This is a genomic window from Pseudoxanthomonas sp. JC1303 (genome assembly GCF_058448525.1).
In genome coordinates, this window is the sequence record NZ_CP185958.1 from 3,003,593 (window position 1) to 3,026,674 (window position 23,082).

21 protein-coding genes are annotated in these 23,082 nt (G+C 67.7%); 8 read left to right on the forward strand and 13 right to left on the reverse strand.

The features are described from left to right. Positions 1-68 precede the first annotated feature (68 nt). The gene (locus ACORQU_RS13420) at positions 69-923 is read right to left on the reverse strand and encodes a DUF72 domain-containing protein (protein WP_491641615.1); all 855 of its coding nucleotides are present in this window, start codon (positions 921-923) and stop codon (positions 69-71) included. 145 nt (positions 924-1,068) lie between these two features. Between ACORQU_RS13420 and ACORQU_RS13425 the strand changes: the two genes are divergently transcribed. The 5 genes from ACORQU_RS13425 to ACORQU_RS13445 all read left to right on the forward strand — a co-directional run bounded on the left by ACORQU_RS13425 (position 1,069) and on the right by ACORQU_RS13445 (position 7,159). Next, positions 1,069-2,106, forward strand: coding sequence for a lipid A deacylase LpxR family protein (locus tag ACORQU_RS13425; RefSeq protein ID WP_491641616.1), 1,038 nt, complete (start codon positions 1,069-1,071; stop codon positions 2,104-2,106). A 17-nt stretch (positions 2,107-2,123) separates the two neighbouring features. Further along, the gene (gene rraA, locus ACORQU_RS13430) at positions 2,124-2,615 is read left to right on the forward strand and encodes a ribonuclease E activity regulator RraA (protein WP_491641617.1); all 492 of its coding nucleotides are present in this window, start codon (positions 2,124-2,126) and stop codon (positions 2,613-2,615) included. Between the two features lie 70 nt (positions 2,616-2,685). Further along, entirely contained in the window at positions 2,686-4,527 is a 1,842-nt protein-coding gene (locus tag ACORQU_RS13435; protein ID WP_491641618.1) for an ABC transporter ATP-binding protein, read from the forward strand. A gap of 127 nt (positions 4,528-4,654) precedes the next feature. Then, positions 4,655-5,887, forward strand: a complete 1,233-nt coding sequence (locus ACORQU_RS13440) for an HD-GYP domain-containing protein (protein WP_491641620.1) — start codon at positions 4,655-4,657, stop codon at positions 5,885-5,887. Between the two features lie 48 nt (positions 5,888-5,935). Beyond that, positions 5,936-7,159 carry a putative bifunctional diguanylate cyclase/phosphodiesterase gene (locus ACORQU_RS13445; protein WP_491641621.1) on the forward strand — a complete coding sequence of 408 codons (1,224 nt, stop codon included), beginning with the start codon at positions 5,936-5,938 and terminating at the stop codon, positions 7,157-7,159. A gap of 18 nt (positions 7,160-7,177) precedes the next feature. Here ACORQU_RS13445 and ACORQU_RS13450 read toward each other — a convergent pair whose 3' ends face one another. Continuing rightward, on the reverse strand, positions 7,178-8,992 hold the full coding sequence (locus ACORQU_RS13450) for a DUF885 domain-containing protein (protein ID WP_491641622.1): 1,815 nt from the start codon (positions 8,990-8,992) through the stop codon (positions 7,178-7,180). A 102-nt stretch (positions 8,993-9,094) separates the two neighbouring features. On the opposite strand from ACORQU_RS13450, the gene ACORQU_RS13455 reads away from it, so the two are divergent. After that, positions 9,095-9,442 carry a GFA family protein gene (locus ACORQU_RS13455; RefSeq protein ID WP_491641623.1) on the forward strand — a complete coding sequence of 116 codons (348 nt, stop codon included), beginning with the start codon at positions 9,095-9,097 and terminating at the stop codon, positions 9,440-9,442. On the opposite strand, the gene ACORQU_RS13460 is transcribed toward ACORQU_RS13455, so the two are convergent. Then, positions 9,439-10,416 carry a LysR substrate-binding domain-containing protein gene (locus ACORQU_RS13460; RefSeq protein WP_491641624.1) on the reverse strand — a complete coding sequence of 326 codons (978 nt, stop codon included), beginning with the start codon at positions 10,414-10,416 and terminating at the stop codon, positions 9,439-9,441. The two genes, ACORQU_RS13455 and ACORQU_RS13460, sit on opposite strands and share 4 nt — an antisense overlap. A gap of 201 nt (positions 10,417-10,617) precedes the next feature. Between ACORQU_RS13460 and ACORQU_RS13465 the strand changes: the two genes are divergently transcribed. Then, positions 10,618-11,520 carry a DMT family transporter gene (locus ACORQU_RS13465; RefSeq protein WP_491641625.1) on the forward strand — a complete coding sequence of 301 codons (903 nt, stop codon included), beginning with the start codon at positions 10,618-10,620 and terminating at the stop codon, positions 11,518-11,520. Here ACORQU_RS13465 and ACORQU_RS13470 read toward each other — a convergent pair whose 3' ends face one another. The 9 genes from ACORQU_RS13470 to ACORQU_RS13510 all read right to left on the reverse strand — a co-directional run bounded on the left by ACORQU_RS13470 (position 11,521) and on the right by ACORQU_RS13510 (position 21,163). Further along, entirely contained in the window at positions 11,521-12,444 is a 924-nt protein-coding gene (locus ACORQU_RS13470; RefSeq protein WP_491641626.1) for a peptidylprolyl isomerase, read from the reverse strand. Positions 12,445-12,515: 71 nt separating this feature from the next. Next, positions 12,516-14,534: a glycoside hydrolase family 97 protein gene (locus ACORQU_RS13475; RefSeq protein WP_491641627.1), complete on the reverse strand. Its 2,019-nt coding sequence runs from the start codon at positions 14,532-14,534 to the stop codon at positions 12,516-12,518. Positions 14,535-14,580: 46 nt separating this feature from the next. Next, positions 14,581-15,771 (reverse strand): lipoprotein N-acyltransferase Lnb domain-containing protein, encoded by a 1,191-nt coding sequence (locus tag ACORQU_RS13480; RefSeq protein ID WP_491641628.1) that lies wholly within the window; start codon positions 15,769-15,771, stop codon positions 14,581-14,583. Then, complete coding sequence (locus tag ACORQU_RS13485; protein WP_271646746.1) at positions 15,771-16,631, reverse strand: CorC family transporter; 861 nt, start codon at positions 16,629-16,631, stop codon at positions 15,771-15,773. The genes ACORQU_RS13480 and ACORQU_RS13485 overlap by 1 nt, the downstream gene beginning before the upstream one ends. 79 nt (positions 16,632-16,710) lie before the next feature. After that, positions 16,711-17,343, reverse strand: coding sequence for a hypothetical protein (locus ACORQU_RS13490; RefSeq protein ID WP_271646745.1), 633 nt, complete (start codon positions 17,341-17,343; stop codon positions 16,711-16,713). Continuing rightward, complete coding sequence (gene ybeY, locus ACORQU_RS13495) at positions 17,340-17,837, reverse strand: rRNA maturation RNase YbeY (protein ID WP_491641629.1); 498 nt, start codon at positions 17,835-17,837, stop codon at positions 17,340-17,342. Before ybeY ends, ACORQU_RS13490 begins: the two co-directional genes overlap by 4 nt. A gap of 12 nt (positions 17,838-17,849) precedes the next feature. Next, positions 17,850-18,830, reverse strand: coding sequence for a PhoH family protein (locus ACORQU_RS13500; protein ID WP_491641631.1), 981 nt, complete (start codon positions 18,828-18,830; stop codon positions 17,850-17,852). Positions 18,831-18,837: 7 nt separating this feature from the next. After that, positions 18,838-19,749: a class I SAM-dependent methyltransferase gene (locus ACORQU_RS13505; protein WP_491641632.1), complete on the reverse strand. Its 912-nt coding sequence runs from the start codon at positions 19,747-19,749 to the stop codon at positions 18,838-18,840. A 7-nt stretch (positions 19,750-19,756) separates the two neighbouring features. Next, entirely contained in the window at positions 19,757-21,163 is a 1,407-nt protein-coding gene (locus ACORQU_RS13510; RefSeq protein ID WP_491641633.1) for an FAD-binding oxidoreductase, read from the reverse strand. Positions 21,164-21,248: 85 nt separating this feature from the next. On the opposite strand from ACORQU_RS13510, the gene ACORQU_RS13515 reads away from it, so the two are divergent. Then, positions 21,249-22,064 (forward strand): helix-turn-helix domain-containing protein, encoded by an 816-nt coding sequence (locus ACORQU_RS13515; RefSeq protein ID WP_491641634.1) that lies wholly within the window; start codon positions 21,249-21,251, stop codon positions 22,062-22,064. A gap of 29 nt (positions 22,065-22,093) precedes the next feature. Here ACORQU_RS13515 and ACORQU_RS13520 read toward each other — a convergent pair whose 3' ends face one another. Beyond that, positions 22,094-22,966, reverse strand: a complete 873-nt coding sequence (locus tag ACORQU_RS13520) for a CPBP family intramembrane glutamic endopeptidase (protein ID WP_491641635.1) — start codon at positions 22,964-22,966, stop codon at positions 22,094-22,096. Positions 22,967-23,082: the final 116 nt, after the last annotated feature.

Genomic DNA, 23,082 nt, shown 5'->3' on the forward strand with positions numbered 1-23,082 from the left:
TCGGTGATGACGGGAGTGTGCGTGGTGATCGACCCAGGAGTTGCTGGCCTGGATCGCCTGCGCCGACGCTAGGCAGCCTGCAGGCGCTGGAGCAGGGCCATGGCCGCGGCGGGGTTGCGCTCCTTGGCCGCGGAGATGAAGTACACGAAGACCTCGCGTGGCTGCTTCGGCGCGGGGGTAGGGCCGACATGCGGCAGCTCGGCGAGGTCTTCGCCACGCCGCCACGCCCGTGCGCGGCGGGCCCAGGCGTCCAGCTCGCTGTCCGGATAACCATGGCGTTCATCGCTGCGGCTGGCCATCAGCCGGGCGTAGACGAAGTCACTGGTGAGGTCGGCGAAGGACGGGTACTCGGTGGATTCGGAAAAGACCGTGCCCATGCCGTGCTGGCGTGCCAGTTCCAGAAACGCAGACGTGATGAAAGCCGGATCGCGCACGTCCAGCACGTGGCGCAGCGGACGATCAGCGGCGCGCTTGGGCAGCAGGTCGAGGAAGCCGGCAAATTCCTCCGCATCAATCCGGCGCCCGGATTCGAACTGCCACACCAACGGACCGAGCTTGTCGCCCAACGCGCTGATGCCGCCGATGAAATCCTCCACCTGCGTGCGCGTGCCGCTCAGCCTGCGCGCCTGGGTGATGCGCTTGGGCGCCTTGGCCGAGAACATGAAGCCCGCCGGCGTGGCATCGCGCCATTTGGCGTAGGTCGCGGGCTGCTGGGTGCCGTAGAAGGTGCCGTTGATTTCGATCGCGGTGACATGGCGGCTGGCATAGTCCAGCTCCAGTCGCTGGACCAGTCCGGCCGGGTAGAAGTTGTCGCGCCATGGCGCGAACACCCAGCCACCGATGCCGACCCGGATGCCGGCACCACCCGTGGGGCGAGCATCAAAGAGGTCGTCGCCGGGAGTGGGTCTGCGAGTCGCGGGCATGGCAAGGGCCTGGGAAGCACGCGTGAGCGCGGGCGGGCAGGATACCGACACGCGCCGGCACTGAATCGTGGCGCCGTCTTCACATGGATTTCAATACTGGACGGTTCATGATTTGCGCCACCCCAACCACCCTCTGGGACACCCCATGGCAAGAGCAGGATGGCTGCTGCTGGCAGCAGCCGCGTGCGGCAGCGCGCACGCAGCGGAAACGGAAGGCTGCCCCACCCGGACCGAACTTCCGCCCACCGTCAACTTCCGCGTCGACAATGATCTATTCGGCGGTCAGGATCAGGACGAGGGCTACACCAATGGCGTCCAGCTCTCGCTGGTCTCGCCCAATCTGAAGAACTACACCGACGACCCGTGCCTGCCGCGCATGGCGCGTCTGGTGAACCGCTACCTGACCTGGATCCAGCCCGAAGGCTTCGACCAGCAGAACATGGTCTTCACCCTGGGCCAGGAGATCTATACACCGTCCGACTACACCCGCAAGGACCTCATCGAGGATGACCGCCCATACGCGGCGGCGTTGCTGGTCGGGTTCGGCTACAACGCGCGCAAGGGCGACAGCCTGCGCACGACGCTGCTCAAGCTCGGCTGGGTTGGCCCCTCGGCACGCGGCGAGGAGGTCCAGAACGCGGTCCACAGCGTGTTGGGCGACGACAAGTTCGAGGGCTGGAACAACCAGCTGCGCGACGAGCCGGTCTTCATGCTCCAGCATGAGCGCATGTATCGCTACGCCTGGGGCCAGGGCAAGTGGACCTGGGATGCGATCACCCATGCCGGCGGTGCGCTGGGCAATTACAAGACCTTCGTCAACGGCGGTGCGGAGCTGCGGTTCGGTCGCTATCTGCCCGATGATTTCGGCAGCACACCGCTGCGTCCGGCCGGCGAGAACACCGCCCCGCGTAGCCAGACCGAGCCGGGCGGAGTGTTCCGCATCCACGGCTTCCTGACCGCCGACGGCCGCTGGGTTGGTCGCGACATCACCCTGGACGGCAACACCTGGAAGGACAGCCACAGCGTGGACAAGCGGCGCTATGTGGCCTACGCGGGGTATGGTGTGGCGGTCATGAAGGGACGCTGGAAGTTCGCCCTGGCCCGCTACTATTCGACCCGTGAGTTCGATGGTCAGGACGAGCCGCCGGTCTTCGGCAGCTTCACCGTCAGCTACGCCCTCTAGTCCCAACGGACCTGCGCATGCATCCCAGTTGGACCACCCCGGACCTCTGTGACGCCCATCCCGAGGTCCAGGTCGTCGAGCCGCGCTTTATGGATTTCGGCGGGGCGACGATGTTCTGCGGGCGCATCGTCACCGTGCGCTGCTTGGAGGACAACTCGCGCGTGCGCGAGCTGGTGGCCGCCGAAGGCACCGGCCGGGTACTGGTCGTGGACGGGGCCGGCTCGGTGCGCCGCGCCCTGCTGGGCGACATGCTGGCCGAGCAGGCCGTGGCCAATGGCTGGGCGGGCCTGCTCATCCACGGCGCGGTGCGCGACGTGCAGGTGCTGTGCAACCTGCCGCTCGGGGTGAAGGCGCTGGCCGCCGCGCCGATGAAGACAGAAAAGCGAGGCCTGGGCGAGGTCGACGTGCCGGTGCGCTTTGCCGGCGTCGAGTTCACGCCCGGTCACTGGCTCTACGCCGATGCCAATGGCGTCATCGTCGCTTCGCAGGCCTTGACTGATACGGCCTGAATGCACCGCCGCGCACGCGGCCTTGTCGTCGCCGGGGCGATACTGCGCGACGACATAGGGTGCACGACGCATGATCTTTCGCTGGTTCGAATCGCTGATCGACGTGTTCGATCCGCCGGACGTGGGTACGCCACCGCGCGGCCTGCTCCGGTTCTATACCCACTATCTGCGCCAGGCCGGCTGGGTCCTGATGGCCATGTGCGTGGTCGGCTTTGCCGTGGCGCTGGTGGAAGTGGCGCTGTTCGATTTCCTCGGCAAGCTGGTGGACCTGGCCAAGGCCGAACATGCGGCCGGCTTCTTCCAGCGCCATGGACTGCACCTGCTGGGCATGGCCGCCGTGGCCCTGGTGCTGCGGCCGGTGCTGATGGCGCTGGGCGACCTGCTGATGCATCAAGCGGTGACCCCGTCGCTGACCGCGCGCATCCGCTGGCAGCAGCACCGCTACGTGGTGCGCCAGAGCCTGGCGTTCTTCCAGAACGACTACGCCGGTCGTATCGCCAACCGAATCATGCTCACCGGGGCCTCGCTGCGGGAGTCGGCGGTGCAGATCGTGGACGCGCTGTGGTACGTGGCGGTCTATACCGGCAGTGCGCTGTTCCTGTTCGCCCAGGCCGACTGGCGCCTGATGCTGCCGTTGATCGGTTGGCTGGTGGCCTACGTGGCGGCGCTGGCGGTGTTCGTGCCACGGATCAAGGAGCGCTCCTGGCGCGCGTCGGAATCCAAGTCACAATTGATGGGGCGGGTGGTGGACGGTTACACGAATATCGCCACGCTCAAGCTGTTCCCGCACGAACAACGCGAGGATCTGTACGTGGCCGAGGCCGTGCGCGAGAACCTGTCCAAGGTCCGGCGCATGACCCGCATGACCACCGCCATGGATGTGACCATCGCCGTGCTCAACGGCCTAATGATCACCCTGACAGCAGGCCTGGGCGTGTGGTTGTGGCAGCGTGGCGCGATCACCGTGGGCGCCATCGCCCTGTCCACCGGGCTGGTGATCCGCATCGAGAACATGTCCGGTTGGATCATGTGGGTGGTCAACGGGCTGTTCGAGGACATCGGCACGGTCCAGGACGGCATGGAGACCGTGGCCCGGCCGCAGGCGGTGACCGACCAACCTGGCGCGACGGCGCTGCAGGCCCCACATGGTGCGATCCGCTTCGAGGGGATCCACTTCCACTACGGCAAGCGGGGCGGGGTGATCGCCGGGCTGGACCTGGACATCCGCCCGGGCGAGAAGATCGGCCTGGTGGGCCCTTCCGGCGCGGGCAAGTCCACACTGGTCAACGTGCTACTGCGCCTGTACGACCTGGAGGCGGGGCGGATCCTGATCGACGGGCAGGACATCGCCATGGTCACCCAGACCAGCCTGCGCGGCCAGATCGGGGTGGTGACCCAGGACACCTCGCTGCTGCACCGCTCGATCCTGGACAACCTGCTTTATGGACGCCCGGATGCAACGCCGGAGCAGATCGGCCTCGCACTGGCACAGGCCCGGGCGCAAGGCTTCATCGAGACGTTGGTGGACAGCGAAGGACGCCGCGGCCTGGAAGCGCATGTGGGCGAGCGTGGGGTCAAGCTATCCGGGGGGCAGCGCCAGCGCATTGCCATCGCCCGGGTGCTGCTCAAGGACGCGCCTATTCTCCTTTTGGATGAGGCGACCTCGGCTTTAGATTCCGACGTGGAGGCCGCTATCCAGGAGAGTCTGGAGGCGCTCATGCAGGACAAGACCGTGGTGGCCATCGCGCACCGCCTGTCCACCATCGCGCGGATGGACCGATTGGTGGTGATGGACCAGGGCAGGATCGTGGAAACCGGGACCCATGCCGAACTGGTGGCGCGTAACGGACTTTACGCGAGGTTGTGGAAGCGCCAGAGCGGTGGCTTCGTTGCTGCAGGAGCGGATGCTTGAGCGAGGGCCGCGACCGGGGCGGGAGCCAACACCTTCACGGATTGCAGAAGGAAAGGTGTGGGAGAAGATGTCGTAACAGGGGAGGGCAGCGCAGGCTGCTGGTGAACGCGATGAACGTGGGGCGCCGATGCTGATCGAAGAGCATGAACTGCTGGTCGCCGACCTGCGCCCGGGCATGTATGTCTGCAAGCTCGACCGTGACTGGGTGGGCACGCCGTTCCTGCTGCAGGGCTTCCTGGTGGAGTCCCAGGCGGACATCGCTACCCTGGCCCAGTGGTGCACCACAGTCACGGTGGATATCGTCAAGAGCGACAGCTTCGCGCGGCGTGCCCTCCGCAAGCCCAAGCCCAAACGTGAAGCCTACGCGGTGCCCACGTTGGCGGCGATCGCCGCAAATCCCAGGCCCGTCCTGTCCCATGTCGAGGAAGAACTCCCGAGGGCCAGCGAGGCGCTGAACAACGCCCACCGCGTCGCGCACGAGATTGTCAGCGCACTGCGAGGCGGAGGCGGCCTGGACGAGGAAGCGGTGGCAGAAGCCATTACGCCAGTGGTGGACAGTATCGTGCGCAATCCCGATGCCTTTTTCTGGCTGGAGACCCTGCGCAATCACGACAGCTATACCTACAGCCATGCGGTGAACTGCTGTGGCTTCATGGCGACCTTCGGCCGCCATCTTGGCTTGCCCGACGAGGCCCTACGCGATCTGGCGACCGCAGGCCTGCTGCTGGATATCGGCAAGACCGTCATCCCGGAAGATCTGCTCGAGAGCAACCGGAGCCTGGATCCGGTCGAGATGGCGCTGGTGCGTGAGCACCTGATGCATAGCGTGCGCTTCTACGACGAGTCCGGCGCAGACAATCCCCTGGTGCGGCAGATGATCGTGACCCACCATGAACGCGAGGACGGCTCGGGCTACCCTAAGGGGCTGGTGGCGGACGAGATCCCGCTGTTCGGGCGCATCGCCGGCATCGTCGATTCCTACGATGCGATGACCAGCGCGCGCCCTTATCGCGAAGCGATATCGCGCTACGACGCGCTGCAGGTGCTGTATCGCCAGCGCGGTGCGCTGTATCAGGCGGATCTGGTCGAACAGTTCGTGCAGTGCCTGGGCGCCTATCCGACCGGCACGCTGGTCGAGCTGTCCACCGGCGAGGTGGCCATCGTGCTGGCGCAGAATCCGGTGCGGCGCCTGTTCCCGCGGGTGATGCTGTTGACCGACGCGGACAAGCAGCTGCGGTCCATGTTCGAGCCAATGGATCTGCGCGATACCTGGGGAGCCTACGACGATCGTCAGATCAGCATCCGCCGGGGCCTGCGTGCGGGTACCTACGGGCTGGACCCCAGGGAGCTCTATCTCTGAGTCGGCGGTCGGGTGCACGACCGGACGCTGCAGGGAGGACTGATCAACATGCTCAATCGCGTGCACCTCTTCCAGACCATTGAGCGCGTGGCGCTGCCCGGACAACCGGCGGGGGCGCTGCTGATGGTCCGCATGCAGCGCCTGCGCGAGTTCGAGGCGGTGTTCGGCTACGAGGCGGGCAAAGCGCTGGTCGACGCCTTCGAGGTGCGGCTGCGCGAATGCCTGCGCGCGGTGGACGAAGCGGTCCAGATTGGCGAGTGCGACTTCGCGGTGGTGCTGCCGGGACTACGCGACCTCAATCACGCCATGCTCGCCGCCTCCAAGGTCGCCCGCGCGTTCATGCATCCGCTTGAGGCGCAAGGTCGTTCGGCACGCGCCATCGTGTCGGTCGGGCTGTGCATGGCCAGCGCTGCGCAATGCCCCGACCAGCTGTGTCGCCAGGCGGACGTGGCCTGCCAGGAGGCGGCGCGCCTGCCCGAGCGCGCCGCGGCCTATCGGGGTCAGGCCCAACCCCAGGTGGTCTACGGGGACCTTTACCAGGCCATCACCACCAATCGCTTGCAGGTCTACCTGCAGCCCATCTTCGGCATGGACAGCGGCATCTTGTGCGGCTACGAGTCGCTGGCCCGTTGGCACGATCCGGTGTTGGGCTTCGTCAGCCCGGAGCTGTTCATCGGCGCGGCGGAGAAGACCGGTCTGATCGAGGAGCTGACCCGCTGGAGCGTCAATGCCACCCTGCGGCATTGCGCACCGGCGTTTCGCAACACGCCGACCCTGCAGTGCGGCATCAACATCTCGCCCATCGCCCTGATGGCAGAAGGCTTCGTCGACCAGATCGCTGCGGCGCTGCGAATCTGGAACGTGCGCCCCGAACAGGTCGTCCTTGAACTCACCGAGACCGTCTTCATCGACAGTCCCCAGCTGATCGGCAAGCGCCTGACCGAGTTACGCGAAAGCGGCCTGCGCATCGCGGTGGACGACTTCGGCACTGGCTACTCGTCGCTGTCCTATTTCCGCCATTTCCATGTCGATGAGCTGAAGCTGGATGTCAGCTTCGTGCGCGACATGGAGCACAACCCACGCACCTGTAAGCTGGTGGAATCGATGATCCGCATGGCGCACAGCCTGGAGGCGGTGACCGTAGCCGAGGGCATCGAGAACACGGTCCTGTGGAATCGCCTGCGCGACATGGGGTGCGACCTGGGGCAGGGCTACTACCCCGGCAAGCCGGCGCCCGCGGCACAGGCGCTCGCCGAGTTCGGCGCCGGCTGAAGCCGACGCCGTGCCGGCTTACTCGATGGGCTGATCCAGCATCAGCTCCCGCGCGAAGCGCACCGGCGGGGCGCCGTAGGACAGCAACTGGTCGTGGTAGGCCTTGAGGTTGAACTGTTTGCCCTGCTTGGCCTCCACCGCCTTGCGCGTGTCCAGCATCTCCTGCACGCCGACGAAATAGGTCGGCAGCTGCGCGCTGGACAACTGCGCACGCACCCATTTGCCCTCGGCCTCGCTGGTCTGCTGGAACGCGTCATGGACCATCAGGTGCATGGCCTGTTCCTTGCTCCAGCCATCCACGTGCACGCCCTGGTCCAGGATCGCGTTGGAGATGGTGCGCAGGTAGAACTTGAGTTGGGTCAGCTTGTACAGCGGGTCGTCGGCCTGGTAGCCCTGCTCGCTCATCATGTGCTCGGTGTAGACCGCCCAGCCCTCAGCAAACATCCCGGAACGCAGCACCGCGCGCAGCGTGGAGGGGAACTTGGCCGAATGCCAGCCTTCCAGGTAATGGCCCGGCGTGCCCTCATGAATGGAGAGCAGCTTGATCATGCGGTTGTTGTATTCGCGCAGGAATGAATCGACCTGGCTTGCGTTCCAGTCGCCCGGAATCGGCGAGACCGCATAAAAGGTGTCCAGGTCCTTGTCCAGCGGGCCGGGCGAATCGCAGTAGGCCACCGCCACGCCGCGCTGGAACTCGGGCATCAGAATGATCTTGACCGGCGCGTCGGGCAGGGTAACCAGATCCTTGGCCTTCACGAAGGCCGTCGATTCGGCCAGTGCGGCCTTGGCCGTGTCCACCACCGCATCGCGCGCCGGCTTGTCGGCGTAGGTCAGCTCCAGGGCGGCTTCGATGGCGGCCTGCTGCTGGTTGTCACTGGGCGCCTCGGGCAGGGCCGGCGCGCCAGGTTTGTCCTTCAGCACGGTGCGGGCGATGCCGTACATCTCGGCGCGCACGCGCTTGATCTCAGCCTCTGCACGCTGACGAATCTCCTGCCGCGACAGCGAGGACACCAGGGCGAACTTGAGCTTCTGATCGTACTGGTCCGCGCCGATGCGGAAGTCGCCCTGTGCGTTGGGCACCAGGGTGCCGTCGATCCACGCCTGCTGGGCGTCGACGGCTTGCTTGAGCGCGGCGGTGGCCTTGGCCAGGCGCGCCTGGTCGGTTTCGGAGAGTTCGCTGGCGTGCGGGGTGATGAACTGGGCGACGATGCCCATCACGCCCTGGTTCTGCTTGGAGACGGTCTGGGCATGGATCTTGGGCACGCGCGCCAGGTCCAGGTTCTCGCGCTCCTGGGCGAACAGGGCCGGGAGTTGCTCCATGCGCGCGATGGCCGCTTGCAGGCGCTGCGGCAGTGGCGCGAAGTCGCGCGCCATCAGGCCGTACAGGGCGCCTCCGGCCAGGCCGGTATAGACCTGCGGATCCCAGGCCCAGGACTGCAGGGTCTGCGCATCCCAGATCTGGTACTGCAGCTGGTTGCGCAGGATGGCCGCATCGACCTGGTTCTCGCGCGACAGGCCGTGCACGTCGATGCCGTCCAGCTCGGCCAACAGGTTCTGGTTGAACTGCAGGGCCTTCTGCCGACCCTGTGCGGACAGGTCGTCGAGCTGGTGATCGTAGCGGTGGTCGCCCACCTGCGTGGCCGAAACCGGCGAAAGCTGCATCCAGCCATCGACCGCACGCTTGGATAGGTCGGCGAACTTCACGTCGGCCTTGGCGGTCCCGGTCATGGTCGGGGTGTCGACGTCGGACTTGGCGCCTTCGGTCGGTGCCTGCGCCGGTTGGCAGGCGGCGAGCGAGGCGAGGACAGCGACGGCGAGCAGGCGGTGGCGCATGTTGGGAGATCCGGGTGGCAAGGCTGTCGAGCATAGAGCATCGAACACGCCGGCCAGGGGTTTGGCCTATGCTCGCCCGGTCTACCCGCCAGGAGCCGTGCCATGGACCATGCTGCCAGCTGTCACTGCGGTGCTCTTGCCTTTACCTTCGAGGGTCAGATCGACCAGGCCATCGACTGCAACTGCTCGCTGTGCCGCCGTCGTGGTGCGCTGTTGTGGTTCGCGCCGCGTGCGGCGGTCGTGCTGCAGGTCGACCCGTCGGCCCTGCGCACCTACACGTTCAACACGCATCGGCTGCAGCACCACTTCTGCGGCGTGTGCGGCGTGGCGCCCTACGGCGAGGGCGTCGGCCCGGATGGCGAGGCAATGATCGCGGTGAACCTGCGCTGCGTCCCAGCACTCGACCTGGAGGCCTTGAAAGTCGTTTCCTACGACGGCGCGGCCGTCTAGGGCACATTGTCGGCACGCAGCGGTCGGGCGCGTTCACCGCTCAGGCGCGTGCGCCCCAGCAGCGCATCGGGTACGGCCGGCATCGGCGCGCGCTCGTCGCGGGCCTGGTCCTTGAGCCAGTCCAGGAACAACTGTCCCGCGGGCGAGAGCGTGCGGTGCGCGGCGTGCACGGCGTAGTAGGCATAGCGGGCGCGCAGGTCCGGGCCGGGCAGGCGCACCAGCTCGTAGCGCGCCAGGTAAGGCGCGGCGATGTGTTTGCGGGCCAGGGCCGCGCCCAGCCCGTAGACCGCCGCGCGCATGACGTCGGTGCTGTCGGTGAACACGTGCGGCGTGGGCAGCTGCGCGCCGTGCACGCCGGCTTCGCGGAACCATTCGCGCCAGCCCTGCGGTCCAAGGTCGGCGAGCATCGGCAGGGTGGTGATGCGCGAGGGCGTGTCGACGGCGTCCACGCCGGGCAGGGCGGGCGAGGCGACCGGGAACAGTGCGTCGTCCATCAGGTGATGCGCGGTCAGTCCCGGCCAGTGCCCGATGCCATAGCGGATGCCCAGATCGAACCCGCCCTCATCCAGCCGTGCCAGCGCGGGGCTGGAATCGAATTCCACGCGCACCTGAGGATGTGCGGCGCAAAAGCGCGGCAGGCGCGGGACCAGCCAGCTGTAGGCCAGCGAATGCAGCGTGGTCACGCGCAGTGGCACCACGTCGGTCTGCGGATGGAGCGCGCCGGCCACCGCGGCCACGTCGGCCAGCGCGGCGGTGGCGGCATCAGCCAGTTGGCGGCCTTCCGGGGTGAGGGTCACGCCGCGCGCATGGCGCTGGAACAGGCTGACTTCGAGCAGGCGCTCGAGCTTGCGGACATGGTGGCTGACCGCGCTGGCGGTCAGGTGCAATTCCTCGGCTGCATGAGCCAGGTTCTGGTGGCGCGCGGCGGCGGCGAACACGCCGAGCGAAGGCAGCAGGGTCGGGCGCAGGTGCATGGCAAGACACAAACCAGATTTGTGGCAGGGCGCGATACTACGCGCTTGTGGGCGTTTCACGCCGGACAGAGGATAGCCATTGTCCTGTGATGTCCGGAAACGGCGAGCACGGCACGCTCGGTCCGCGCACGCTGTTGCCGGCCCTGGCGCGTCGCTGCCGTCCCGCCGCACTGCGCCTTTCCCCACTCCCGCCGATGCCCCATGTCCACGCCCACGCCTGCCGCTCCCAGCCTGAGCCCGGTCGCGACCCGCGACTGGCGTACCCCCATCGACCTCACCGTGCTCGGCGCGATCTGGGGCTGCTCCTTTCTCTTCATGCGCATCGCCGCCAGCGAGTTCGGGGCCGCGGCATTGGTGGAAGTACGCCTGGCGCTGGGCGCGCTGGTGCTGGCCCCGTTCCTGTGGAAGGCGCGCGCCCAGTTCCCGACCCGCCGCTGGCCGTTGCTGGCCCTGATCGGGCTGATCAACTCGGCGGTGCCGTTTCTGCTGTTCGCCTGGGCCGCGCAGCGTTCGCCGGCCGCCATCGGTGCGATCTGCAACGCGATGACCGTGCTGTTCGCCGCGCTGGTCGGCTCCCTGTTCTTCGGGGAGAAGATCGGTACGCGACGCGCGCTGGCGTTGCTGACCGGCTTCGTTGGCGTGGTGGTACTGGCGCTGGGCAAGGCCGGTGGCGCGAGTGTCGGCGGCGCGGTGCTGGCCGGTGCCACGGCCGCGCTGCTGTACGGGGTGGGTGTGAACCTGGTGCGTCGGCACATGCAGGGCCTGCCGCCGGCGGCCTCGGCCGCCGCCACGCTGGGCAGCGCGGCCCTGTTGCTGGCGCCGTGGGCCGCGACGCACTGGCCCACGCATGCGGTGTCCGCCGGCGCATGGGCCAGCGTGACGGCGCTGGGCGTGGTCTGCACCGGCCTGGCCTTCCTGCTGTACTACCGGCTGATTCACCGTGTCGGCGCGGCCACCGCCTCGACGGTGACCTATCTGGTGCCGTTGTTCGGCGCGCTGTTCGCCTGGGCCCTGCTGGGTGAGGCGGTCACACTGCCGATGCTGGTGGCCGGCGCGCTGATCCTGGGCAGCGTGGCGGTCAGCCAGCGCGCGGCAAGGCGCTGATCAGTCCTTGGGCGTGCGCACCGGCAGCGGCACGTTGCACAGGTCGATGTGCCCGGCCGGGCGCTTGTAGAAATCGTCCACGCGGTTGCGCTTGGATTCGGCCACTTCGCGGAAGGTCTGGCTGTCAGTGCGCAGCAGTTCCAGCGGCGTGCGCTCGGCCACCGGCACGTCGCTGGCCAGGCGGATCGACTTGATCGGGGTGCGCTGCGCCGGGTCGGTGTAGAAGCCCATCGGCTCAGGGCCGCGTTTGATCGTGCTCAGCAGTTCCATGCCCTTCACCACGCGGCCGACCACGGTGATGTTGTCGTCCAACTGACGTGGCGACTGGCCGATGGTCACGTACAACTCGGCGCCGATGCTGCTGTCGTCGGCGTTGTTGCGGCCCGCGCCCAGCGTGCCGTAGCAGTGCGCCAGCCACGCCGTGCCGTCCGGACCGGTGCGCCCGACCGGGAAGCCATCGACGAAGCCGACTTCCTTGGCCCAGCCGTCGCTGTCGGGCAGCTTCTGGAAATCCAGCCCCTTGGCCGAGCGATGGAACTCGGCTGGCAGATGAGTCTTGGCCGAGCCCAGCGACTTGGCCTCGGCGGGGTCCTCGCCATCGACGTCACCGAACTGCACCACGAAGTTGTCCTGCGCGCGGTAGATGCTGGTGCCGTCCCAGAAGTGCTCATGTGCCAGCGTGCGGATGTTGCCGACGTGCTCGGGCGCGAATTGCGGCGCCAGTTCGATCACCACCCGCCCGGTGTCCAGGTCCATGTACAGCGTGCGATCCGGATCCAGCTTGCGCCAGGCGCTGTCCGGCGAGGCGTCCAGGATCTGCTGCGCACTGCGGTAGGGCTTGCCCGCCGCGTCGGCCGCGGTCACGGCGAAGGCCGGTAGCAGGGCCAGCAGGAGGGCAGCGGTCAGGCGGGCGGGTGCAGGCATGGACGACTCGCGGTGATGAACGAAGATCGCCCGATTCTGACCGGGCGATCCACCGCGCGCCAGCCGGGCGCCTACTCGGCCTTGAAGCGGATCGCCTGTCCGCCGCCAGGGGCGAGCTTGAGCGTGAGGGTGTCGGCGCTGGTGACCTCGCGCTGCTCGATCACGATCGCCTCGGGGTTCTTCGCCCAGTCCGCATCCGGGCCGTCGCGGTAGATCTGCGCGGTGTAGCGCTTGCCCGGGGTGAGGAAGTCGAGCTTGGTTTCCAGCGTGCGCGGCTGCTCGTCGGTGATCGAACCCAGGAACCAGTCCTCGCCGCCGCGCGCCTTGCGCACGATGGTGACGTAGTCGCCGACCTCGCCGTTGAGCACGCGGGTTTCATCCCAGTCCACGGCCACGTCTTCGATGAACTTGAAGGGCTTTGGATTGGCTTCGTAGTGGTCCAGCAGGTCGGCGGCCATCTGGATCGGACTGTAGATCGTCACGTACAGCGCCAGCTGCTTGGCTAGCGTGGTGGACACGTGCGAACCGGGCCTGGTCTGCATCTTGAAGATGCCCGGCGTGAAGTCCATCGGCCCGGCCAGCAGGCGGGTGAAGACCAGATTCTCCTCGTGCTCGGGCGGATTGCCGGGGTTGCCCCAGGCGTTGTATTCCATGCCGCGCGCGCCTTCACGGGCCACGAAGTTGGGATAGGTGCGGCGCAGGCCGGTGGCCTTGACCGGTTCGTGCGCATCCACCGCGATGTGGTGCTGCGCGGCCACATCGACCACATGCTGGTAGTGGCGGACCATGTCCTGGCCTTCGTGCCAGGCGTAGTGGCGCTTGCCGTCGCGGCCGATCACCTTGGCCTGGCCCGCATCGGCCACGTAACCGGTCTTGACTGCATCGATGCCCAGCGACTGGTATAGCGCGAAGGCGTCTTCGAGCTGGGTCTCGTAGTGGGCCGCGTTGCCCGAGGTCTCGTTGTGCGCAATCAGATGCACACCCTTGGACTTGGCATAAGCGGCCAGCTTGCGCAGGTCGTAGTCGGGGTAGGCCTTGAGGAAGTCGAAGTCCTCGCCGTTGCCGAACCAGTCACCGTCCCAGCCCAGGTTCCAGCCTTCCACCAGCACCCCGCCAAGATGATGTTTGGCCGCGAAGTCGATATGGCGCATCACGTTGGCGGTGGTCGCCCCGTGCTTGGGCCCGGAGGCCCAGGTCTTCTTGTCCAGGTGCATTTCCCACCACACCCCGACGTATTTCATCGGCTTGAACCAGGACAAGTCGCCGAGCGTGTTGGGCTCGTTGAGGTTGAGGATCAGGCTGGATTCGACCAGGTCGCCGGCGCGTTCGCCCACCTGCAGCGTGCGCCACGGGGTATGGAAGGGCGCGGTCCGCTCGACCGGCGCTTGGCCGCCACTGCCCGGCGTCAGCGCCGCGCGCAGGCGCCGCCCCTCCACGCGGGTGAGGTTCATGCCGGCATAGTCGACCAGGGCGGCCTCGTGGATGGACAGGTGGAGGCCGGCGGTCGTACGCAACGTCAGTGGGGTCTGCGCATCGCCGATCTCCTCCACCGGCGTGCGGTGGTAGAGATATTCGGCGCGGTTCCATTCGAAGGCCGGAATCCACCACGCGGTGGCCTTGTCGGCGATGTTGAACTCGGTCAGCTCCTGGCCGATGCGCACGTCCTTGAGGTCCGGCTGATCGGGGACGTCGTAGCGCAGGCCCACGCCATCGTCGTAGACGCGGAACACCACGTCGAAATGGCGCGCGGGTGCGACTTTCTCGGTCAGGGTGACGCGCAGCTCGTTGTAGTGATTGCGGATGACGCGGCGCTCGCCCCAGGGCTGCTCCCAGGTCTGATCGAACGTGCGCGTGACCGGCGTGCCCAGCACCAGGTTGCGGTCCAGCTTGGGCGCGTCGACCAGGAGGAAGCCCAGCCGCGAGGGCGCAATGAGGGGCTTGCCGTGGCGCAGCACCATGTAGCTGGGCCGGCCGTCAGGATCAGTGTCGACTTGGACTGAAAGTACCTTGCCAGGCGAGTCGACGTGCACGACCGCCCAGGCGGCCAGCGGCGAACAGAACAGCAACAGGGCGGTCAACAGACGCAGCATGACGGGTGGTCCGGCTGGAGTGGACCGGCATGCTCGCCCGCGTGGATCAGCGCGACAAGCCGCGTTGCCCAGTGAATACGTATGCAATCGCCAGATGGATTGGCAGCATCAGCACGACCCAGGCCACGTTGTTCTGCTGGCCAAACGGAAACCAGTGCAGCATCCACGCCAGCACCGCGATCACCGCCACCGCCCGCAGCAGCCAGCCCTGCCAGCGCCGCAGCGGGCGCCCACGCAGCAGCTGCACCGCCGGCCACAGCAACAGCACGCACAGCGGGTTGAACAGCAGCAGGTTGCGGTTGGCCCAGCCGGCTACATGGCCCGAGCCGAACCAGATGAACAGCATCAACGCGCCGGCCAGCGTGCACAGCAGCCAGAACGGCAGGGCGAAGGCCGCCACCGCGCGCCGGTGGCGGCGCCCCAGGGCGACCAGTGCGATGGTGATTGCCACCCCGATGCACAGCCACGGCCACCAGCGTCGCGCGGTTTCCGGCGGCTCGGGGGCGATGCGGTGCGGCAACAGCTGCTGGGTCTGTTGGACCAGCGGCCGGCCTTCGGTGTTCTTTACCTGGGCCAGGGCCTGGGCCAGGCGCATGGGCACGAACGACTCGGTCCAGCGCGAGAGCTGCTGGTCGGCGTACGGGCCGAAGCCCAGGTCGAAGCCAATCCACATCCACCACGCCGGCGAGGCCAGACGCACGGCTTCGCTGCGGTAGGTATTGCCGCGCGAGCGCCCGGCCAGTTGTTTCTTCAACGCGCCGCGCATCACCGCGTCGATCGCATCGCGGACCTGGGTAGCGCAATTGCTGGTGAAGTAGTCGTAGGGATAACGCGCGTTCTGCGGCTGCGCGCGCCAGGCTAGCGAATAGGCCAGTGCATCGGCCTGCTCGGGCGTCAGGTCCAGCCACTGGATCGAGACCCCGCGGCCCTCCTCGCGATAGGTCTGCAGGTCCTGCTGCAGCGGCAGCGCGACCAGGTAGTACATCATCTTGCCGTCAATGAAGCGGCCCAGGAAACCGGGCTCGTCCGGGTCGAAGAAGCCGAAGTTGTACGAGGTCGCCTGACCGGTCTGCGGATCGGCCACCACCAACGCGTCGTGCCCGAAGCGCTCGAAGAACACCTCGCCCGGCTGCATCGTCATCACCCCGATGCGCGGCGCGGCCACCGCCGTGCCGGCCAGCAGCGCCAGCAGCAGCGCGCACGCGATGCGTGCCAGCAGGGCATGCAGTCGCCGCATCAGGTGTCTGACAGGATGCCGACGTGGAAGGCGTGCACGCGACGCCCGTCCGCGCGGGCCACGCGGAACTCGAAACGTCCCAGCGTCAGTTCCTCGCCCGTTTCGGGCAGGTGGCCGATCGCGTCGGTGACCAGGCCGCCGACCGTGTCATATTCGTCATCGGGGAAGTCGGCGCCGAAGCGCTCGTTGAAGTCCTCGATGGGGGTCAGCGCATCGACCACGTATTGGCCATCGGCCTGCGCGGCGATCAGCGAGGCTTCGTCCTCGGCCTCGTCGTGCTCGTCGTCGATCTCGCCGACGATCTGTTCCAGCACGTCCTCGATGGTGACCAGGCCGGCCACGCCGCCGTACTCGTCCACCACGATGGCCATGTGGTTGCGCGAGAGCCGGAATTCCTTGAGCAGGACGTTGAGCTTCTTCGACTCGGGGATCAGCACCGCCGGGCGCAGCAGTTCGCGCACGCTCTGCGGTCCCTTGTCGACCACCCCGCGCAGCAGATCCTTGGCCAGCAGGATGCCCAGGATCTCGTCCTTGTTGTCCCCATGCACCGGGAAGCGCGAGTGGCCGGATTCGACCACCTGGTGCATGAGTTCCACGAAGGGGGTGTCCTGCGCCAGCGATACCATCTGCGAGCGGGAGACCATCACATCGCCCACGGTGAGTTCGGCGACCGACATGGCGCCTTCCATCATCGTGAAGGTATCGGCCTCCAGCAGGCCGTTGTGCTGGGCATCGCGCAGCAGCGCGAGCAGGTCCTCGCGGGATTCAGGCTCGCCTGAGAACGCATGGCTCAAACGGTCGAGCCAGCTGCGCCGTTTTTCGGGAAGTTCCGACGCGGTTGTACTGTCGTCTTCTGACATTGGTGGGGTGAAGGCACCCGTCAAACAGCGGGCGTGGCCGGCAGTCTAGCAGAACGGTTTTGACGTCCGGTCGAGGGTCTCAGTCGGCGTTTGGCACGGCGTTGGCCGCTGCCGGAGGCGGGCTGGCGGGCTCCGGTTCCGGACCTTCGGTGTCCAGGTTGTAGCTGCAGCCGACCAGGGTCTTGCCCGGGTGGGTGGCCACGTTGGAGACGTTGAGGATGATCGCCTGGATGAGGGTCTGGCCGCTGTCCGGATCGAACCGCTCGGTCGCGCGCAGCTGCTTGCCGAAGATCGCCTTGGCGGGCGTGTCGATCCCGGTCTCCAACTGGAGTTGATGGGCCAGCGGGCGCGGGTCGGGCAGGTCCAGGATCGCCATGACGCTGTCGCCGGAAAAGGCGATGTGGCGGGTCGGGTGGCCGAACACCGTGATCGGCGCGGTCAGCTCGAATTCGGTCATGAACGGGTTGACCTGCGGCAGCGGCTTCCAGCCCAGGGCCACGGCCTTGAGTGGATCGTGCACGGCCGGGTCGAGCTTGAGGAAATCGGCGATCTCCCGGCGGCACTCGATCAGGGCCGGCAGGTCGGGCGCGGCAGGCGCTGCCGTCTTGTCAGCGGTGTCCGCGGGGGTGGGTGCGGGTGCGCTGGCCGACGCCAGGCCGGAGCACAGGATCAGAGCGGCCGCCACGCAGGCGGCATTGACCCGCACGGTCATGCCTCGTTCTCGGACGCGTAGGGGTCGTCGATGCCCAACTCGGCCAGGATCTCGCGTTCCAGCTGTTCCATGGCCTCGGCTTCCTTGTCGTCCTCGTGATCCCAGCCCAGCAGGTGCAGGGTGCCGTGCACGGTCAGGTGGGCGTAGTGCGCGGCCAGTGCTTTGTCCTGGTCGCGGGCCTCGCGCGCCACCACCGGCGCGCAGATCACCAGGTCGCCCAACAAGGGCAGGGTCACCCCCTTGGGCAGCTTGATTTCCGGGTCCATCTCGCCGGGGAAGGACAGCACGTTGGTCGCGTAGTCCTTGCCGCGGTAGTGGCGATTGAGCGAACGCCCTTCCTTGGCATCCACGATGCGGATGGCCAGGTCGGCCTCACGGATGCGGCCCTTGAGCGCGGCGGCGACCCATTTGCGAAAAGACACCGCGGCGGGCAGGCCGGCGCGTGGCAGCGCGTAGCTGACCGCGACCTGCAGATGGATGGGACCTTGGGTCATGTCGAACTCAACTCACACCGGATCGGCATCGCCGGACTTGTCATCGCGCGCATCGTAAGCCCGCACGATGCGCGCCACCAGCGGATGGCGCACCACGTCGCGCGCGCCGAAGAAGCTGAAGGACACGCCCTCCACGCCGCGCAATACCTCGGTGGCGTCCTTGAGACCGGAGCGGATGTGCTTGGGCAGGTCGGTCTGGCTCATGTCGCCGGTGACCACCGCGGTACTGCCGAAGCCGATGCGGGTCAGGAACATCTTCATCTGCTCGATGGTGGTGTTCTGTGCCTCGTCCAGGATCACGAACGCATCGTTGAGCGTGCGCCCGCGCATGTAGGCCAGTGGCGCGATCTCGATGACGTTCTTCTCCAGAAGCTTGGCGACTTTTTCCACGCCCAGCATCTCGTACAGCGCGTCGTAGAGCGGGCGTAGGTAGGGATCGACCTTCTGGCTCAGGTCGCCGGGCAGGAAGCCCAGTTTCTCGCCGGCCTCCACCGCCGGGCGCACCAGGATCAGGCGTTGCACGCGGGCCTCGTTCAACGCCTCCACGGCCATGGCCACGGCCAGGAAGGTCTTGCCGGTGCCGGCCGGGCCGATGCCGAAATTGATGTCGTGAGTGGCGATGGCGTGCAGGTAGGCGGCCTGGTTGGGGCCGCGCCCGCGCACGGTGCCGCGCTTTACCTTGATCGCCACTTCTTGCGGCGCGTAGCCGTCGCTGGCCAGGTGCTCCAGGTTGGCCTCGTTCATGCGCAAATGAATGGCATCGGCGTCGAAGACCTCGGTGGCCGCCTCGGCATAGAGCGCGCGCAGCAACTGCTCGGTGGCGCGCGCGGCCTTTTCCGGGCCTTCCACGCGAAACACGTTGCCGCGGTTGGAGATTTCCACGCCCAGCTTCAATTCGATCTGGCGCAGGTGCGCGTCGAATGGCCCGGCCAGGTTGGCCAGTTGCTCGGTGTCGTAGGGGTCGAGGGTGAAATCGTGATGGTGCTTGGTCATAGACCGCCTAGGGTAGCGCGGGCGCCCTGAGTCGGGCGTGTGCGGGGGCGGCCGGAACGCTGTGGTGCGGATGCGTCAGGTCTCCGCGGAACACCCATTCACCCGGTGCGGGGTCGGGATCGTCTGGGTCACCGGGCTCGGCGATCGCGGCCAGGCGCACGCCACCGTGGCCCAGCAGGCCGGGCAAGGCCTGGCGCGGCGCGCCCCAGCGGAAGGGCTCGCCGCGCCGCCCCAGCCAGGTGCGCACCCAGGGCCGCTGGCGGGCGAAACCGGGCGCGCCATCGGGTCGCAGATCCATGGCGGTGGCGATCAGGCGCGCATCGGGCAGGGCCCGGGCGAGCTGGCGCAGCAGCGTCTGCGCCGCCTCCAGCGGCAGGTACATCAGCACGCCCTCGGCGATCACCAGCGTGGCCTGTTCAGGCACGACGCCAGGCAGGCCGCGTTGCCAGCATGCCAGCGGCACCTTGCCCAATTCGCCTGGGCACAGGTGCAGGCGTGGATCGTCCAGGCCCAATGCCCGCAGGGCGTCGCGCTTGATCGCCAGCGTGTCGGCGCGGTCGAACTCGAACACGCGCAATGCGGGCGTCTGAGCCAGCAGCCGTTGCGACAGCCCGTCCAGGCCCGCGCCCAGGATCAACACCTGGCGCACGCCGTCGGCGCAGGCCTGCGCGGCCCACTGACCGATCCGGCGCTTGCGCCAGGCGTAGTGCGCGCCGAGACCGGGCAGGCAGCCGGCCTCGACAAGGCGCAGCAGGCCGCGCCCCAGCGCGGTGTCGACCGCACGCAGCAGGTGCCGCCCGGTCTTGCCTGCACGCTCCAGGCAGGCACGGGCCAGTGCGGCGTTGTGTTGGGCGTCCGGCGTGGGGTCCGTGCGGGCCTGGCGCACGGCGGCGGCGGCCAGCAGCAGCGAGGTCGACATGCGCACCTCAGCGCCCCACCAGGGCCAGGTGATGGCGATACCAGTCGCTTTGCCAGCGTTCCTGCGGATCGAGCGCACGCTTGGCGCGCAGGAATTCCGCGAAGCGCGGATGCGCGGCCTGCACCTGTTCGCGGGTGGCCCAGCGGTGATAGGTCAGGTAATAGCTGCCACCAAACCACAAGGCGTCGTCGATCAAGGCGCGGAACGCGACCGCGGCGGTCTGCACGCCGGCCGGGCCGTGCTGCACGTGCAGGTTGAACACCACGCAGGCCCAGTCCTGTCGCGCCCAGGCCAGCACGCTGGTCGGGTCGCGCTCGATCAGGCGCACGGTGCCGTAGATGGGCTGCGCGTGGTGGCGGCGCAGGCTGTCGGCGGCGCGTCCCATGAAGCCGGCCAGCGCGCCGCGCGGCACGTACAGCTCGGTGATCATTTCCGATCCGCAGTGGCCCAGGCTGCGATCGACCGCTGCGTGATAGCCATCCAGGTACACGCCGCTCTGCTGGGCATCGCTGGCGTAGTGCTGGCCGTCGGTGGCCAGGTAGAAATCGGCGTATTCGTCGAAGGCCCGGGAGGGGGCGTGATGCGCCAGCAACAGCAGTCGCGCGAAGTCCTCGGCCTGCAGGTGGCGCGGTGCGTCGGGCTCGACACCCTCGACCGGGCGATAGCAGGACAGCACGCCCAGGTCGAGGAAATCCTCGCTGCGCGGATCGATCGCGAACTGGAAATCGCCAAACGTGCAGCCCTGGGCGATCGCGTCCTCGAACGCGCGCTGCAGCCCGCCCACGCGCGCCAGCGAGACCTGGCGGCGCAGGGTCCGTCTTGGGGTCAGGCGCAGGGTCAGCTGCACCACCAGACCGAACAGCCCGTAGCCGCCTGCGACCAGGGCGAACAGGTCCGGGCGCTGGCTGCGACTGCTCTGCACGCAGTGGCCGTCGGCGTCGACCAGCACCAGGTCTTCCACGTCTTCCACGAAGGGGGCCAGGCACAGGCCGCGTCCGTGCACGTTGGCCGCCAGCGCACCGCCCAGGCTGAAGTCGTCCGCGCCGGTCTGTTTCTGGCGGATCGTCCAGCCCGCTGTGTTGTCCGGGCACGCTGCCAGCCAGGCCAGCAGCGCTGGCCAGCGGATGCCGGCTTCGACCGTGACCAGGCCGCGGGCGTTGTCGAAGGCGATCACCCGCGCCAGCGCCGAGGTGTCCAGCACCTGGCCGTCGCTGAGGAACTGTTGTCCGCCCATGGCGTGGCGGGCGCCGGCGGCGATCAGCGGCAGGCCAGCCCGCGCGCTGGCGCGGACGGTCTCGCAGGCCTCGGCCGCATTGGCGGGCCGTAGCACGCGTGCGCGGGTGGGGTTGAGACGGGCGTGGACATCGTTGAGCAACTGGGCCGGTGGCGGCGCGGAGGCGGGCAGGGCGGACATGGGCGCGGACTTGGTCGCGAGAGGAGCGTCCACCGTCGTGCCCGGGCATCGCCACGCGCAATCACGGCCCATCAAGTATCGGAATATGATCCCTGCCGTCTTTCTGCATCGAGCCTCCATCGCCATGGCCGACCGCGAACGCCTGCTGATTGCGCTCAAACGCCTGCTCAAGGAGCGGGGCTGGCGCTACGCCGACCTGGCCGCTGCACTGGGCGTGTCCGAGCCGACGATCAAGCGCGTGCTGTCCAGTGGCCGCATGGACCTGACCCGCTTGGAGCAGATCTGCGAGGTGTTGGACGTCGATTTCTTCGACCTAGCGCGCAGTGCCCGGGGCACGCGGGAATCGCGCCGCCACCTCACCTTGCACCAGGAGCACGCGCTGGCCGCCGAGCCGCGGTTGATGACGGTGTTCCACCTGCTGTGCCAGGGCTGGCGCACCGCGGCCATCGGCGAAGGCTACGGGCTCAAGCCGACCGAACTGGTGCGGCTGCTCGCGCAACTGGACCGGTTGCGGCTGCTGGAGCTGCTGCCCGGTGACCACGTGCGCCTGCGGGTGCCGCGCGATTTCTCCTGGCGCGACGACGGCCCGGTGCGCCAGCGCTACCTGCAGATGGCCAGTCATGAATTCCTGAAGGACGATTTCGCCGCGGCGCAGGCGCATTTCGCGCTGGAGATCCGCGAACTGGGCGAGGCCTCAGCCGCCACGCTGCGGCGCAAGCTGGACAAGCTGGTGGCCGACTTCAAGGAAGCCGCCGAACTGGATGTCAGCCTGCCGCCGGAGCGTCGGCGCAGCGTCGGCATGCTGGTGGCGCTGCGGCCCTGGGTGTTCTCGCTGGTGGACAGCCTGCGCGCGGAGGGCGTGTCGTCCGCACCCGTGCCGCGGATGCGCGCCAGGCGCTGATCCGTCCGCGTGCGCGGCGGCCCAGGCGATCAGCGCACAGACCTGGCTTGGAGCACAGATGTGCGTTTGGCACGAGTCCTTGCGAGCAGTGCGGCCACGATGACCCAAGCGGCCAGTGCAGTGCCGGCGCCGAATTCAGTGGTGACATAGGCGGCAGTTCCGTGCTCGGCGGTCATGCTGTCCAATACCGCTTGGATCAGCGTGTTATGCGCTGCGTGCAGCATGACGCAAGGCCATATGCTGCCGGACGCCATGCGTAGCCAGGTCATCATGAAAGACAGGGCCACCACCAGCGCCGTGAAGCATCCCACGGCATAGACTGGGGGCGTGCCGGCGTTGTAGTCGGCGCCCAGCAGGCTGGGGTAATGCCAGACGGCCCAGAGCAGCCCGCTGGCCACGCTGGTGCCGGCCAGCCCCAATCGTGGGTAGAGCCGTGGCGCCAGGAAGCCGCGCCAGCCAATCTCCTCGCCCAGCGCCCAGGCGGATGTGCTGATCACGAGCAAGGTCATCGTGGTCGGGATGCCAAACAGCGCTGCAAAGGCATCCGGATGTGAGGCAACGTGGTACTGCTCGGCCAGTGGCGAGGCATAGAGCTGCCAATCAAAGGCGCCCGGGAGCATCCACCACGTGAGCACGTAGACCGGGATCGCATACAGCCACGGCAGGAAGTAGGCCAGGGCCATGAAGCGGCCAGCAGGCCAGTGCCAGCCAAGCGTGCGTGGGTCACGCCGGCAGGTCAGGCAGGCGAGCAATGCCGCGGTGCCCGGGCACCACATGAGCATTCGCGACATCATCGGCGGCTGGCTGCCCAGGTGGACGATGAAAGCGCATGTCGGGGCGCTCAGTGCAGCCAGCCAGACGAGGAACCAACCCACCTCGCGGAACGGGGAATGCGGTTTCATGGATCAGGCAACACCAGGGGGGAAGTTCGCTTTTGATGCCATCAGGGGCGTCAGGGCAAATGGCCGCCTGCGTGAGCATGGCGGCGTGGCAGCTGGCCGAGAGGCGTTGTCGCCGA

What these genes read in the sequence shown, in the direction of transcription:
- ACORQU_RS13420 (WP_491641615.1), bottom strand. Translation starts at nt 923, where the DNA reads ATGCCCGCGACTCGCAGACCCACTCCCGGCGACGACCTCTTTGATGCT.
- ACORQU_RS13425 (WP_491641616.1), top strand. Translation starts at nt 1,069, where the DNA reads ATGGCAAGAGCAGGATGGCTGCTGCTGGCAGCAGCCGCGTGCGGCAGC.
- rraA (WP_491641617.1), top strand. Translation starts at nt 2,124, where the DNA reads ATGCATCCCAGTTGGACCACCCCGGACCTCTGTGACGCCCATCCCGAG.
- ACORQU_RS13435 (WP_491641618.1), top strand. Translation starts at nt 2,686, where the DNA reads ATGATCTTTCGCTGGTTCGAATCGCTGATCGACGTGTTCGATCCGCCG.
- ACORQU_RS13440 (WP_491641620.1), top strand. Translation starts at nt 4,655, where the DNA reads ATGCTGATCGAAGAGCATGAACTGCTGGTCGCCGACCTGCGCCCGGGC.
- ACORQU_RS13445 (WP_491641621.1), top strand. Translation starts at nt 5,936, where the DNA reads ATGCTCAATCGCGTGCACCTCTTCCAGACCATTGAGCGCGTGGCGCTG.
- ACORQU_RS13450 (WP_491641622.1), bottom strand. Translation starts at nt 8,992, where the DNA reads ATGCGCCACCGCCTGCTCGCCGTCGCTGTCCTCGCCTCGCTCGCCGCC.
- ACORQU_RS13455 (WP_491641623.1), top strand. Translation starts at nt 9,095, where the DNA reads ATGGACCATGCTGCCAGCTGTCACTGCGGTGCTCTTGCCTTTACCTTC.
- ACORQU_RS13460 (WP_491641624.1), bottom strand. Translation starts at nt 10,416, where the DNA reads ATGCACCTGCGCCCGACCCTGCTGCCTTCGCTCGGCGTGTTCGCCGCC.
- ACORQU_RS13465 (WP_491641625.1), top strand. Translation starts at nt 10,618, where the DNA reads ATGTCCACGCCCACGCCTGCCGCTCCCAGCCTGAGCCCGGTCGCGACC.
- ACORQU_RS13470 (WP_491641626.1), bottom strand. Translation starts at nt 12,444, where the DNA reads ATGCCTGCACCCGCCCGCCTGACCGCTGCCCTCCTGCTGGCCCTGCTA.
- ACORQU_RS13475 (WP_491641627.1), bottom strand. Translation starts at nt 14,534, where the DNA reads ATGCTGCGTCTGTTGACCGCCCTGTTGCTGTTCTGTTCGCCGCTGGCC.
- ACORQU_RS13480 (WP_491641628.1), bottom strand. Translation starts at nt 15,771, where the DNA reads ATGCGGCGACTGCATGCCCTGCTGGCACGCATCGCGTGCGCGCTGCTG.
- ACORQU_RS13485 (WP_271646746.1), bottom strand. Translation starts at nt 16,631, where the DNA reads ATGTCAGAAGACGACAGTACAACCGCGTCGGAACTTCCCGAAAAACGG.
- ACORQU_RS13490 (WP_271646745.1), bottom strand. Translation starts at nt 17,343, where the DNA reads ATGACCGTGCGGGTCAATGCCGCCTGCGTGGCGGCCGCTCTGATCCTG.
- ybeY (WP_491641629.1), bottom strand. Translation starts at nt 17,837, where the DNA reads ATGACCCAAGGTCCCATCCATCTGCAGGTCGCGGTCAGCTACGCGCTG.
- ACORQU_RS13500 (WP_491641631.1), bottom strand. Translation starts at nt 18,830, where the DNA reads ATGACCAAGCACCATCACGATTTCACCCTCGACCCCTACGACACCGAG.
- ACORQU_RS13505 (WP_491641632.1), bottom strand. Translation starts at nt 19,749, where the DNA reads ATGTCGACCTCGCTGCTGCTGGCCGCCGCCGCCGTGCGCCAGGCCCGC.
- ACORQU_RS13510 (WP_491641633.1), bottom strand. Translation starts at nt 21,163, where the DNA reads ATGTCCGCCCTGCCCGCCTCCGCGCCGCCACCGGCCCAGTTGCTCAAC.
- ACORQU_RS13515 (WP_491641634.1), top strand. Translation starts at nt 21,249, where the DNA reads ATGATCCCTGCCGTCTTTCTGCATCGAGCCTCCATCGCCATGGCCGAC.
- ACORQU_RS13520 (WP_491641635.1), bottom strand. Translation starts at nt 22,966, where the DNA reads ATGAAACCGCATTCCCCGTTCCGCGAGGTGGGTTGGTTCCTCGTCTGG.